Raw genomic sequence first — 13,654 nt, forward strand, 5'->3', positions numbered from 1 at the left:
TAGTATGAAAAAAAATAGTTATATACTGCTTGCTTTTGTTTTTTTTCTGTTCTTTTCTTGTCGGAAAACAGAACTAAAAACCTACGACGCAGCTGCTAATGTTTATTTCGATCTGAGTTCGGAAGCACGGGATAGTATCGTATATACTTTTGCCTATGAAATGACCAAAGCATCAGATACGCTATATATACCTGTCCGGCTAATGGGCAATAGGGTGGGTAACCAGCGGCATTTTCAGGTTTACGTGGAGAACGATTCATCCACTGCACGCAGCAATGTGCATTATGAAGCATTGGCCGCAGAATATCCTTTGGAATCAGATCGTGGAACTGGTTATGTCCCCTTAATTATTCACAATACTAGGGATTTAGAAGAAAAATCAGTGTCGCTCATCTTAAAATTGAAAGCGAGCCCAGACTTTGGTGTTAATGATCCACGGCTTATACGAACCTATATCATTCTTTCCGCACAACTTGAAAAGCCAAATTGGTGGGATAATTGGTCACCATTGGGTGAGTATTCCCGGGTAAGGCATCAGCTGTTTTTCATAGCAACAGAACAGCGACAACTGTCCACCGATGGATTGGATGCACCAAAGAACCTATATTTTGCCAACTTGTTGACCATAATGCTTAACGATCCATTTAAATGGGTTTCGGATCATCCTGAAAAAGGCTATGTGCTGGAAAGCAAGGATAATGGTCAAAGCTATATCTTCTACCATAAAGACAATCCTAATCGGCCAATTCTGCTGAAAAAAAATACTGGAGTAGGTAAATTTTTCTTTATTGATGAATCAGGAAAGGAGCTTAGATAAAATGAAAAAATTGATCATGAGCATCGTCGTATTGACGGTATTATCGGCCTGTTACAAGGACAAAGGAAATTATGTTATCGACATGCCTGAGTCGCCGGTGTTACAAAATTTAGATACACTTTATGAAGCAATGACTGGAGATAGCCTGATTGTACAGCCTAAAATTACGGGGATAGCTACCGAAGATTTGGAATGTGACTGGCGTATCGATGTTCCAGAGGCAGTTGTGCCAGAAGCCAATCATTATAAAGGAAATGCGCTAAGAATAGTTTTTGGGCTAGAAGCAAAACGTTATACTGCTCGGCTTACGGTAACAAACAAAGCCAATGGGATGAAATATTTTTACCCATTTAAAATTCAGGGCGTGACGGAGTTTTCTCGAGGTACATTGGTCTTGACAGAGGATCAGGGCGTTAGTAAACTTTCTTTTATTAAACAGGATAACAGTGTGCAACCTAATATTTATGAAGTAATCAATGGACAATCTTTACCGGCCGAGCCTTTGCAGTTGCACTATGTAAAGAATCAATTCACGGGAAATACGCCATTGGGTTATTGGATTATTACGAAGCAAGCCGGCGTGCGCTTAAATGTCAATACCTTAAAAAAGGAAAGTTTAAAGCCAGGGACGTTATTTGATAATTTCTTTTTGGCTCCGCCGACCATTAACGTAGGTAGCCTTCAAGCTCATCCACAAGGGGTACTTATGGGGGTCATCAATGATAAATTCTATGGTGGGGCAACGACAACATGGGACCAATCGGCAACCTACGGGATGTTCGGTACCTATGCGGACGGTGAGTATGATTTGGCTTCGAAATTTGTACTTTCGACTGCCAATAATAATTATACTGTAATTGCTTTTGAAAAAAATAAGCGACAATTTGTTCGCATTAATCTTTATGGTTCACCGATGTATTTTGGCACGCAGTACAGTGCTATTAATTCAGATGTTTTTAATCCTACCAGTGTCGGTATGGATTTGTTACAGCTAGTTCAGATCAATAATGCGGATACCTATGCTTATGTTAAGAATGCTAATGGTCAGATCTATGAGTTGATGTTCAACGCGAATTTTGCCGGTCCATTTAACTTCACGTCGGGGCATAAACGGCTTTTTGTGCGTCCAGAGTGGATTACTGCTGAGACGAAAATGCTTGCAAGTCGTAGTGGTTATATTTACGTTGCAGCGCAAAATCAAGTTTTTCGCTATAATCCTTTGAGTGAACAAGTACAGGTATTAAAAACAGATATCAAGGGTGAGGTTACTATGCTCAAATTGGAGGATGATGAGGATACCCTGATTGTAGGGGCGGCGGGAACACTCTATTATCTCGATATCCAAGTGGGTAAAAATGGAGAACTTGTCAAAAAAATCGAAGGAATTCCAGGAAATCCTGTGGACATGACTTGGCGTAAGTAATAAGGAATAAAAATAAAATCTAATCATATAAACATGAAAAATTTAAAAATAGCGGCTTTGGCACTGGCATTTTTACCCATGGCATCATTTGCGCAGCAAGCAAATTTCCAGATCAATGGAAGTGCACCAGAAGCTTTCAATGGTAAAAAAGTGTATTTGGATTATACAAAAGATGGATTTCCGGCATCGGATTCGTCGGCTATTGTGAATGGCAAGTTTAGTTTCAAAGGAACAGTAGAGGAGCCTGCTTACTCCAGAATGGTTTTTGATCAAGATGGTAAGGGTAAATTGATCGCACAGAATATTGGCGACCGTTTATACTTCTATTTAGGCAATGAAACTTATAACATTACCATCAGAGATTCGCTGCGTACCGCTTCCATAAAAGGGTCGCCGTTGCATAAGGCGTATGTCGCTTATTTAGATGAGATTGGTGGTGGTTTTATGGATATTATTGATGCGGGTAATAAGGCTTTCGCGGCTGTGAAACAAGATGCTCCTGATGCCAGCGAGCAGTATAAGGCTATCCATGAAAAGTTTGAGGCGCGTTTTGAAGCCCGTCGGGTAAAAGAGTTGGCGTTCGCCGCCAAAAATCCCAATTCAATCTTTGCAGTGGACGCCCTTATTGATGCGGCCAACAAACGCAAGCTCAGTGAGATCGAACCTTTGTTTTTGAAGCTGTCCAAAGAGGTGCGTCAAATGACAAATGCGCGACAGTTGGAAGCACGTTTCCTAGCGGAGAGAAGTGTGAAAATCGGCAATAAGGCACCCGATTTTTCCCAGCCGGATACGGAAGGGAAAATGATCAGAGTATCCGATTTTAAAGGCCAGTATGTGCTGATCGACTTTTGGGCAAGCTGGTGTAGTCCCTGCCGTGCTGAAAACCCCAACTTATTGAAGGCATACAACAAATATAAAAGTAAGGGTCTGGAAGTGCTGGCGGTTTCGCTAGATGATACAAAAGGGAAAAATGCTTGGTTAAAAGCGATTAAGGATGATGGATTACCCTGGATCCATGTCGCAGATTTAAAGGGCTGGAGCAATGAGGCAGCGGTGTTGTATGGCGTACGTGCCGTACCACAAAATTATCTGGTGGATCCTAAAGGAAACATTGTCGCCATCAATATAAAAGGTGAAAATTTACACCAGGAGCTGGCCAAAATTTTTGGGAATTAATGGTCAAAGGCACTGTATCGTAATTTCCTTCGCTTTAAGCATAACGGACAACATGATGCGAACGAGATGTAGTATTCTATACTGCTGATTAGCTTGTAAAGCTAGGGATTTAATTCCCTAGCTTTTTTATTTTTTTGCTTTCGCTAGCAACTTAAGCATGCTTGCCGCATAGTTTTTACCCAACTGTCGATATCCTGCGGGACTGAAATGCAACCCATCGCTTATGCCTTCACAACTTGCAGAGGAGATGATATGGGCTGTCGGTACAGTGGTGGGCAAGGTTTGGATGATGCTGTTCATGCTTGCGCATTTGCCTCCGGCTTCCGCCGATAGGAGTTCGCCAGCAAGTAGAGGAACTTCTTCTGCTTTCAAGTTCAAATCGTGCAATAGATTTCCATAGACTTTTTTTACCTTATTAGGCCATTCACGATCGCCGGTGTTGGATTCGCCTTGATGAAGTAAGATGCCTTTGATCACACCTTTCTGCTGTGCAATCTTGGCTAATGCTACAAGTCTTTCATACGGGTTATTATCATAAGCAGCAAGCATGGATTTCATCCACTCCGGTGCGTTTGCGACATAGCTAGCGGTGCTGTCCTGGTCAAATAATTGAATATGGCAGCCACCTACCGAAACGTTGATGACACCGATCTCGACATTTTGGGGAAGATTTTCTACAAGTGTTCTGCCAAAATAATCGGCGGGGGTAAGTCCGGTATGGCAGCGTGTGAGCGGCGCCCGGGCGGGGTACCAGTTGCCATACTGCCTTCCTAATTCGGGGCAGTCTACTGCCGCAAGTACATGGAACCGACTATTAGTAATGGTGTCCTGCGCCTCAAATTGGCCATGCCCCTCCATATTGGATTGTCCAAAACAAAGGTATATATGAAAGTTTTTGTCTTGAGCGAAAGCTGCTGTTCCTAAGACGTTCCCCAGCAGGAAGATGAATAGCAAGATTTTAAATGGTGTTTGATGCATCGTGGAGTTTTTTATATTTCTAAAATTAACATATTTCGCGGTAAGCATAGCTTACCGCGAAAAGATATTATTTAGTTCATCGCTATAAATTTGAATTTGAACAATTGACAGGATGTACCGTAGTAGTCCCAAAGCTGCAGGTTGGAGTTCCCATCCATTGTACAGCTGGGGATATCCCATCCGCGTGTGGCATCGACTTTTGATACGATTTTGTAATATCCATTTGCTACAGCCGTTACCTTCCATGTCTGAGCATCATTGCTGTAATTCTGCCAGAGGCGGATGGAGGTTCCGAGTGCATTGCTGTTACTCGCTAGATCAATGCAACGATTGCTCGCACTTGCCTTGGATACAAACCGCCAGTATCCGTTACCGGCATCGATTGCTACCCAGCGCTGCGCATTTGCACCATTTCTAGTCCAGGGTCTGAGTACAGCACCATCGGCATCCTGACCTGACTTTAAATCAAGGACTTTGTTAGCGTCGGTCTGGAATTCAATTTCGTAAATGCCATTATTGACCAGGCTAGTGACGTTGCAGTTAGACATCGGATAATTGGAGGCAGCATATTGCTGAAACCATTGTTTGCTGGGTGCAGCACATGCTTCCCAATCGTTGTTGTAGGCTGTGCCACCATTGGGATCCCCTTTATGGAGCAGATTGTCCGGAGCAAGAAGATTCCAGCTCACATTGCCGGATTGATCAACAATATACTTTAAATTTGCACCAAAGCCATTGCCTCCGGCGGTACCGGTGTAACCTGTACCGAAGGTACCATATCCTTGTGGAGCCCAGTCTGTCTCTGTAATGGCGATCGGCGCAATGTCAGCAATAGGTTTCACATTGGTATTCCAGGCATTTTGAAAGGCTTGATAGGTATTGACACCACCCCAGTATCCCGGATATATATGTACCGCATAGCCGATGTTACCACCAGTAATCTGGTTATTGACATAGCCTTGGTAATGGGACTGCCAACCGGTACCGGGTATCCAGCATACGTTATTGGCACCGTTGTTACGGATAATATTTACCAAAGGCTGGAAGAAATTTTTCAGCGCAGCGAAATGCTCGTTGCCCGTCATCCCCCAGGTACCATTTGTTCCCAATATTTCTACGGGCTCGTTGGCCAACTCAAACATCACATTGTCTGCATTTTTCAGTGAAGCGTGTTGCGAAAGAAAAGTCCATACCGTCTTCAGATAAGTATGGTACGCATCATTCACTGCAATACGGTGCGGACATACGCCTGGGGGACGCAAGATGACGTACATGCCACGGCTGCGGGCATGATTAATCAACGGAATAATGACTTGGTCGGTGTAGGTAACCAAGCGATTATAGTTAAACCTTGAGATGTCATTTTCAGGAATAGGCGCTCCTGGATCGTTGGTCCAATAAGGGTCGATGTGAAGACGAATATAATTCAGGTACCAACCATCGGCTGCACTGGTGAGTTTGTCGATGACGGCTTTGTTATAGTTGAGGGCACCTTGTACATTGTAGTTATCCCAGGTACAGTACCCTGAGTTGGCACCGTATTGACAGCCGTTGAACCAAGGGCTCGGAGTAATGGCGACCCCATGAAGGACGATGTTGTTGTCGCAGGGATCTTTGAGGTACTTTCCTCCTACGTGTAATGTTGGAGTTGGCCGAGGCCAGTTTGTAACGGCTTGCGCAGAAACATTGGATTTAAGACTTCTTTCGGATTCGCTGGTTAGCGTTTTTTCTTCCAGCCGCGAACAGCTGAAAAGGAGGGTCATTAAAAAGACCACCAGTAACCACATGTTGTTTGTTCTCATAATTTAAATATTTAAGGGTGATTAATGATCTTATTTTTTAACGACCAATGCCTCGGCCACTGCCTGATAGGCTGGCTTTCGGACAAATCCTTCGGTCCATAAACCAATCGGCTCTCCGCGACGCCAGAATGAACTCTCCTGATCGGGGCTATCCAATGGACTCCATATGGTAATGCCGTATTGTTTATCTTTTGGAATGATTTCCAGATATTTCTCAACGACATATCTGTATAGGTCAGCTTGTTGCTGATACATTTCAGCCGTGGCATTGCTAGTCTTGATGCCATTTCCTAAGCCAATATCGAGCTCGGATACTTTAATCATCTTACCTGTGGAGGCCAATAGATTGAACATACTGACGATATTTTCTTTGCTGGTGTTGATATCGATGTGCATCTGGGTGCCAATCCCATCTACTTTAACACCTTTACTTTCGATGTAGCTGACATAGGCGATCAGCCCCTTACATTTGTTGCCACTGCCTTCCAATCCATAGTCATTGATGAATAGGAGGTCATTGGCATTGCCATATTTGCGGGCAAGCTGGAAGGCTTTTACGGCATAATCTTTCCCTAAATAATCTTGCCAGTAGAATTCGTCATCCGCCAAATCGGTCTTTCCGATTCCGGTCTTTAAGGCATATTGGTCTGGCCAGTCGGACATTGGTTCGTTGACGACATCCCAAGCTTTGATGTAACCTTTGGTTTTTTCCAGCATACCAGCAATAAATGTCTCCAGCGCTTTGGTGAGTATGGTTTCTTTCTCTGCCGGTGTTTTTTCAATAATGTAGCCCCCGGGGCTGCCATAGCCCTCACCATCTGCTGACTGTGCTCTAGTGGAGTTGTTTCCCCAGCCGCCCCAGCCATCGATATTGTTTTCAAAATCCCCGTTAGCAATCAGATTAGCTGAACTACCGGTCTTTGTAAGCACAACCTTGTCGATGAATATAGTACCGTCGTATTGGCCGAAATTGATAATAAAACGATCTCTTTCAGCAGTCGCAGTAGCTTTGAGTTCGTACTCTTTATAGCTCGTCGTTAATGCTAATGAGCCCATATTGTCACCAGTATAATTGGAAGAAGTCTGCAAATCAATGCTTAGGTTACCTGCTTTATTGCCCCGGGCGACGATCTTTAAGACATACTCTTTCCCCACCTCGGTGGAATTAATGGCATAGGCTGTCTGTGCTTCCCAAGGGTTGACAACGGAAGGATTACTCATTTTTAATGCATGTCCGGCTAGGGCTGGCCCGTCGGAACCTGGTATTTCCACAGGTGCTATTAATTTATTGAGATAGGCCGCATTCTGTCCAGAGTGCCAGCACAGCGTATGCCCATATAAAGCCATATTGTTTTCCTGTGCAGCCGTGATCAGTTGTTCAACACGTGATAGATTAAGGCTTCCGTCGGCCTGCACAATGGAACCATGCTTCATTTCATAGCCCATGACCATTTCTTCAAAATTTCGGTTGGCTAAGCGGTAAAGCACCCCTTTATTTAAATAGTCGTTTATATTGAGCGCCACACCCAGCTTAAATCCGGGGTTGGCTTGCTTATCCAAATAACTTTTTAATGGGTTGTAAGCATTGATATCTTCCTGCGCCAGTACTTTCTCCGGTTTGTCGACGGCGTATTCCAGGGCATGATATTTGGAACATGAACTCCATACGGCACCGAGCGAAAGTAGGATGACGATAGTTTTATTGATTTTTTTCATCGCGGTTCATAATTGATTTAATACTACTTTTTAGTGGGTGTAAAAGTTTCCATTTTGACTGATCTGTCCCGCATCACAAGGGTATCCTTGCTTGTGACAGTCATTTGTGCCATATCTATCGTGTAGGATAGATAAAGTGCATCTCTGTCTGTATTGCCCCAGCTATTTTTTTCGCCCCGTTTGACAAACTTTCCGGTCCCTGACGCAGATATTCCCGAACTGCCCGAGCTAACACTGCAATTGTTATCGTCATCAAAAGTTAAGTTCAGATTGACAGTGATATTAACATCATCAGCTCCCTTAAAAGATAGCGGCAAAATCGACTTTTTAAGTGCTGCTGTGCTGACGCTTTTGACTTCATCTTTTTCGACATAAGCCTGGTGCCTGACAACATTTTTAGTCAAGTTGCTGTTAGCACCTTTGCCCACGATCTGGTCGGTGCCCCGGCGGAGATAGTTGCCGTGCCAAGGGTTGATATATTTGAGTGCATAAAAGATAAAATCTTTTGGCGCGACATCCCAATCGGATGCGATAGCCCTATTGGCTGCCTGTAAAGAAGTTTTACCGGATAGGATAGAATCAGCATTGGCAACTTTTGTCATCCTTAAGGGGAGGACGTAATAGGTCTCCAAAGATTTAGGGTCGTCAAAAAATGCGTCTGTCAGCTGTACCTCTACACCGCCTGTGAGGCTACCATTTGGTATGCTGATCTGGTTGCTGGCAAGCTGATAGTAAGCGGTCGGCAAAGGCGTGATCGGCTGCCCATTCGGGTAGCTGAGTCCATTTGTGAGGCTGTTGTCGACAACGAAGTCAATACGAATATCTTTCTTGTTGTTATACACGCCGCCCGTAGTGGCCATGACTTGCACCTTATGTTGATTGTCGAGGCTGTTGTCAAAGATGTCTTCGCCCAGTGTTACCGTTCTAACGGGTGTCTGATAGGCGAAGTACACCGATTGAAATTCAAAGTCTGGGAACTCCCAATCATTATTTTTGCAAGACGCCAAGCTAACTAAGGCCATTGCGTAGAGGATATTGATCTTTTTCATCGTGTGCATGTTAAGTTTAATTCCAACCTATATTTTGTATAAGATTACTGTATTTAAGTACCTCACTGTAAGGGATTGGGCCATAGTTCATATAACTTTCATAGAGTCTATTCTCTACAGGTATTTCAGTGTAGTTGTTATTGGTTATACTCATTCCTTTTGCGGCCACATTAATGTCTGTTTTCCAACGGCGGAGATCCCAAAAGCGAAATCCTTCAAAGCAAAGCTCCAGCCGGCGTTCGTTTCGGATCAGCTGCCGCATTTGATCTTTATTGTTTTTTACTTGCTCCAGGTATGGATCGCCATTGTTGGTGCCTACACCTGCACGCCTGCGGATAGCTTTGATGATATCATAGGCAGAGAACGCAAAGGTTCCCATGCCGGTAGGTCCCCAAGCTTCATTAGCTGCTTCGGCATAGGCTAGGTACATTTCTGTCATGCGTATACGAGCGTTGAAATGCATTTGCTGGGTTGAAGATGATGGATTGAGATTGACATCCTGACGTAGGAGCTTTTTCAGGTAGTACCCCGTCCGTGTGGAGGTTTCCACTTTGTTTAAGCCGTCATTTGTTGGACTATTGGCTGTTGTATTGATCGCTGTATTGCTGACCCCTGCTGTTGCTCCATTGACAATGATATAGGTTTTCAATCGGGGATCCCTTTTGTCGTAAGGGTTGGCCGTGTTGTAAGCCGAATTGGCATCGCTAATGGGATAGCCATTCTCCATAGGGAAGGCATCGACCAGGTTCTGTGTTGGATTGAGTCGCCCTCTCCCAAATAAGGTGGGCGGAAAATGGTCTTGCTCCATGCTATTGCTATTTCCTTTGTCAGTGCGCCAAATAATTTCGGCTGGATTGGATCCGGAGGTCAGGCCATCGACCACGTCTTTATTGTACCAGGTAAATCCTTTAGGATCTATGCCACTGGCTCCGCCTTTGGCTTGAATGACCTGTCCCGCATAGTTTGCGGCTTGTTCCCAAGTGGTTTTGCTCCCTTCACTGTATGCTGGGCTGGCAGCTAGCAGCGCTGCTCTAGCTCGGATAGCTTGTGCGATGCGTTTGGTCATCCGTAGTTTAAAAGTATCGCCAAATACGCGATTGTAATCATTGGCGTTTATAGATCCTGCATACTTGGCTGGAACTTGGCTATCGCTGGTTATATTTTCATAATCCATTGGGAGTAGGTCCTCTGCATTTTTTATATCATCGTATAACTGTTGCATACAGGCTTCAAATGATGCTCGAGGTTGATTGAAATCCGAATTGACGGTCTCAGGAGTCAAGCGAATAGGTACGCCCAGTATCTCTCCTGTACTTGACTTACCGGCATGTGCTTGTAGAAGATGGAACATAAATAGCGCACGAAGACCGTAGGCTTCGCCTTTCATCCGGTCGTTGAATAGGGCACTGACTTTTGGTTCCATTGCCCATTCTACCTGATCGGTTAAGGACAGAAAATTGTTTAGATATTGGATAGCTGCGTAACTGTTACGCCATTGATCGAAAGGATTGTTTATACTTGTCCATTGTCCGGTTGCCGTTTTTAGAAAAGTATTGTTCTTATCGTTACTCACTGCATTGTCGGTTGCCACATCGTCAAAACTGTAGCTGTTGCTCGGAATCCGGTTATATCCATTTAGGAGCAGTCCCTGGGCATACAAAGGACGGCTATTGGCCGTTTCAATTTCGAGATTGTTCTCGAGAGCGGGCTCAAACATATCTTCGCAGGAAGAAAATAGCAGGCTGCCCGCCATGGCTAGAATTAGTATTTTTTTCATCATTCTCATTTTAACTATTCAGAATTAAAATAATGCCTTTAGGCCGACGTTGAAAAATCGGGTTTGAGGCGCTTGTCCAATATTCAGTTGCATGGTTTCTTTTTCTTTTGCAATCATCAACAGATTAGATCCATTCGCATAAATTCCCAGTTCATGGATAAATTTTGAACTAAGTATACGCTTGGGAAAATCGTAGGAAAGCTGCACTTTGGACAGATTAATGCGATCCGTCTTATAGAGCCAAAAGTCTGAGCTTCGAAAGTTGTTATCACTGTTGAATGTGGTAAGGCGTGGATATGTTGCGGTCTCCTTGGTAGACTCGGTCCAGCGGTCACGTACAATAACCGAATATTTATCCTCTGCGTCTACCCAAAAGTATGAACTGTTTTTTATGGCGTTAGCGCCGAACTGTCCTGTAGCAGCTGCAAATAGGGTGAAGTTGTTCCATTTCACTGTCAGGTTCAGTCCTAGTGTAAGTGGCGACCCCGCCCATCCGCCTTTGCCCAAATATACTTCGTCTCGTGTATCAATGGTGCCGTCTCCATTTTGATCTTTATACTTAATATCTCCGGGCTTTACTTCCCCAAATGAGGAGAAGGCCGAATTGTCAATATCAGACTGGCTCATATAAAAACCATCGTGCTGTAAGCCCCAGATGGCGTCTAGCGGTTTTCCGGCTCTGTTTTGATAGTTGAACTGGTATAATTCGTCTCTTTTTACTGCCTTTGTCGTATAGTACATCCCGTTGAATCCCAGCGATACAAAAGTTTGGTTTAGCTGTTTGTTCAGATTGACACCAAAGTCAACGCCCTGACGTTGGTCACTGTTGTAATTGATGTAGGGAAGATCCGAGTAAACAGGCCAACCTGTCATGAAATACATAGGATATTGCGTTGTCGCTTGTACCAAGCCACCGCTCATCCGATTTAAAAAGTAAGCGGTATTGAAGGTGATTAGGTTATTGTAAAATCCCCCTGCAAGGCTGACGTTAAATTCCTTACGTTTAGGGAATTTCATGTTTGGATTGTCGCCTCTACGTCGATCAAAAGAATGCACCAATGCGCCATCCGCCCAGCTATACCAGGCTCCATCGTTGTAGGTATAATAACCCTGATAAAGGAAATAGTCGCTAATATCCAGATCGGTATTTAAAATGCCGGCCGAAGCAGATAATCTTAAATCATTGACAACATTACTGTTTGCTAGAAAATTTTCTTTTGATAGACGCCAGGAAAGGGCTAATGTCGGCGAAAGGGCCTGTCTGTTTCCCGCTGGCAATTTAGCCGAATGGCTATAGGCGCTACTAAAATCAACGTAATATTTACCAGAATAGTTGTAGCCTAGCTGAAGCCCTAGATTGGCATTGCTAACTTTATGATAACTGCCGGATTCAGCAATCTGAAAAGCGTTGGCCAATAGGATTGCCGAAACGTGGTGATTGTTATCGTAAGTGCGGTTAAAGTTTAAAGAGCTATTTAGTCCGATGGTCTGCCGATAGGTGCTGTTGCTGATATTTTGGATGCCCGATATGCGATCATCACCATATTTTGTGAGGCTGCTGATCCGATCTTTTCCGTCGTAATTGTTCCATGATGCTTGATACACCGCATAATTGTTGTTGTAGGACTGATTGTAATTTGACTGATAGTCTACCGCGAGGTTGGTTTTGAAAACCAGGCCTTGCAAGATGTTTTTCAAGTCAAAATTCAATCCTGTATTGAATTGAAACTGCCGATTGAGATAACGGTTGGTACCACCGGCATAGATGTTTGCAAAGGCATTGGTTTGGTCTAGTTGACTTCCCCCCAGTAGGTATTTGCCATCGATAAGAAAATTACTGTTGTTGACATACACCATCGAATTGACGTCGCCTTCTTCGATCATATCAATCGGGATGAGGGGAGAGAAGCGATGAGGCCGTATGTTAGCCGCTGCCTCCCAATAGTTCGCATTCACCCCCTTTAAAACATAGAAGCTGGCAGCGGCATCTACATTTAATGAGATCATATCGTTTACTTTGACATCGATATTACCACGCATATTAAATCTATTGGCGCCACCATTTTTTTTCGCCTGCCCAAAGTTCAGCATGGAGCCTTCGGACCAAAATCCAAAGTTGGTATAATACTGCGCGCGCTGATTGCCACCAGAAATTTCGGCGGTTGCATCGTAGCGGTTATAATGATCTTTGATATAGTCCGGTGAATAGTAATCGACATTGGGGTAACGAAAAGGATTGCTTCCTGCTGCGTGCTGATAGATCGTTTCGGCATTGTAAAGTGGTGTAAGCCCATCATTTTGGCGAGCTTCGTTATACAAAGTCATATATTCTGCTGACCCCAGGTATTTCGGATAGCTTATCCGCGCATTGAGACCAGCATTGGCCCTGATTTTTACCTTCTGACCCCCAGCCATTCCACGTTTTGTGCTAATGCTGATGACGCCTTTAGCCGCACGGCTTCCATAAAGTGCAATGGCATTGACTCCTTTTAGCACACTGATCTGCTCAATCTCCGTGGGCATAACATTGTTGGCATCGCGCGGAAATCCATCCACTAAGACCAGATAACCGCTCATCCCCCAGATATTTCCATTATAGCCAGGAATGAAGGCCTCCAAATTCTCCAAACTGTAGGTGTTGTAGCTCTTATCAAGCAATTGAGGGATATTGATGGCTTGGACATTGCCCATAAGATCATTTTTTTGGACTTTGCGAAATGCCACTTGCACAAGAGTCGTACTATCTGTGCTGCTACTGTCTGGAATTGTTGTTGTCAAAAATTCCTGGAATATATTTTTATGTAGTATAACACTTGGATCATGTGATGCTTTGGCCAATCCTTTTGTGGTGGCGGTCCAGCTTAATCCAAGACATAGTGCTATCGTTAATTTTTTGTACTTCATTTTTTGAATGAT

9 protein-coding genes are annotated in these 13,654 nt (G+C 44.0%); 3 read left to right on the plus strand and 6 right to left on the minus strand.

Annotated elements, in window-relative coordinates:
* Window positions 1-4: 4 nt before the first annotated feature.
* The 3 genes from D7322_RS07960 to D7322_RS07970 are packed head-to-tail and all read left to right on the plus strand — an operon-like array spanning window position 5 to window position 3,416.
* Window positions 5-817, plus strand: a complete 813-nt coding sequence (locus tag D7322_RS07960; RefSeq protein WP_121123005.1) for a DUF4843 domain-containing protein — start codon at window positions 5-7, stop codon at window positions 815-817.
* Between the two features lies 1 nt (window position 818).
* On the plus strand, window positions 819-2,240 hold the full coding sequence (locus D7322_RS07965; protein ID WP_183078637.1) for a PKD-like family lipoprotein: 1,422 nt from the start codon (window positions 819-821) through the stop codon (window positions 2,238-2,240).
* A 33-nt stretch (window positions 2,241-2,273) separates the two neighbouring features.
* A complete protein-coding gene (locus D7322_RS07970) occupies window positions 2,274-3,416 on the plus strand; it encodes a TlpA disulfide reductase family protein (RefSeq protein ID WP_121123009.1) in 1,143 nt (380 codons plus the stop codon).
* Window positions 3,417-3,542: 126 nt separating this feature from the next.
* Here the strand turns inward: D7322_RS07970 and D7322_RS07975 are convergent, their stop codons facing one another.
* The 6 genes from D7322_RS07975 to D7322_RS08000 all read right to left on the minus strand — a co-directional run bounded on the left by D7322_RS07975 (window position 3,543) and on the right by D7322_RS08000 (window position 13,642).
* Window positions 3,543-4,394, minus strand: coding sequence for a sialate O-acetylesterase (locus D7322_RS07975; protein ID WP_121123011.1), 852 nt, complete (start codon window positions 4,392-4,394; stop codon window positions 3,543-3,545).
* Window positions 4,395-4,465: 71 nt separating this feature from the next.
* The gene (locus D7322_RS07980; RefSeq protein WP_121123013.1) at window positions 4,466-6,196 is read right to left on the minus strand and encodes an RICIN domain-containing protein; all 1,731 of its coding nucleotides are present in this window, start codon (window positions 6,194-6,196) and stop codon (window positions 4,466-4,468) included.
* Window positions 6,197-6,226: 30 nt separating this feature from the next.
* Window positions 6,227-7,912: an endo-1,4-beta-xylanase gene (locus D7322_RS07985; RefSeq protein ID WP_220700035.1), complete on the minus strand. Its 1,686-nt coding sequence runs from the start codon at window positions 7,910-7,912 to the stop codon at window positions 6,227-6,229.
* A gap of 23 nt (window positions 7,913-7,935) precedes the next feature.
* Complete coding sequence (locus tag D7322_RS07990; RefSeq protein WP_121123015.1) at window positions 7,936-8,961, minus strand: DUF5627 domain-containing protein; 1,026 nt, start codon at window positions 8,959-8,961, stop codon at window positions 7,936-7,938.
* A 16-nt stretch (window positions 8,962-8,977) separates the two neighbouring features.
* Entirely contained in the window at window positions 8,978-10,741 is a 1,764-nt protein-coding gene (locus D7322_RS07995; RefSeq protein ID WP_245971283.1) for a RagB/SusD family nutrient uptake outer membrane protein, read from the minus strand.
* A 21-nt stretch (window positions 10,742-10,762) separates the two neighbouring features.
* Window positions 10,763-13,642 (minus strand): SusC/RagA family TonB-linked outer membrane protein, encoded by a 2,880-nt coding sequence (locus D7322_RS08000; protein WP_121123019.1) that lies wholly within the window; start codon window positions 13,640-13,642, stop codon window positions 10,763-10,765.
* Window positions 13,643-13,654 lie beyond the last annotated feature (12 nt).

The sequence above is a fragment of the Sphingobacterium puteale genome, from assembly GCF_003627955.1.
In the GTDB taxonomy this organism is placed as follows: Bacteria; Bacteroidota; Bacteroidia; order Sphingobacteriales; family Sphingobacteriaceae; genus Sphingobacterium; species Sphingobacterium puteale.

Coding starts and splice junctions, on each gene's coding strand:
- D7322_RS07960 (WP_121123005.1), top strand. CDS start 5: ATGAAAAAAAATAGTTATATACTGCTTGCTTTTGTTTTTTTTCTGTTC.
- D7322_RS07965 (WP_183078637.1), top strand. CDS start 819: ATGAAAAAATTGATCATGAGCATCGTCGTATTGACGGTATTATCGGCC.
- D7322_RS07970 (WP_121123009.1), top strand. CDS start 2,274: ATGAAAAATTTAAAAATAGCGGCTTTGGCACTGGCATTTTTACCCATG.
- D7322_RS07975 (WP_121123011.1), bottom strand. CDS start 4,394: ATGCATCAAACACCATTTAAAATCTTGCTATTCATCTTCCTGCTGGGG.
- D7322_RS07980 (WP_121123013.1), bottom strand. CDS start 6,196: ATGAGAACAAACAACATGTGGTTACTGGTGGTCTTTTTAATGACCCTC.
- D7322_RS07985 (WP_220700035.1), bottom strand. CDS start 7,912: ATGAAAAAAATCAATAAAACTATCGTCATCCTACTTTCGCTCGGTGCC.
- D7322_RS07990 (WP_121123015.1), bottom strand. CDS start 8,961: ATGAAAAAGATCAATATCCTCTACGCAATGGCCTTAGTTAGCTTGGCG.
- D7322_RS07995 (WP_245971283.1), bottom strand. CDS start 10,741: ATGATGAAAAAAATACTAATTCTAGCCATGGCGGGCAGCCTGCTATTT.
- D7322_RS08000 (WP_121123019.1), bottom strand. CDS start 13,642: ATGAAGTACAAAAAATTAACGATAGCACTATGTCTTGGATTAAGCTGG.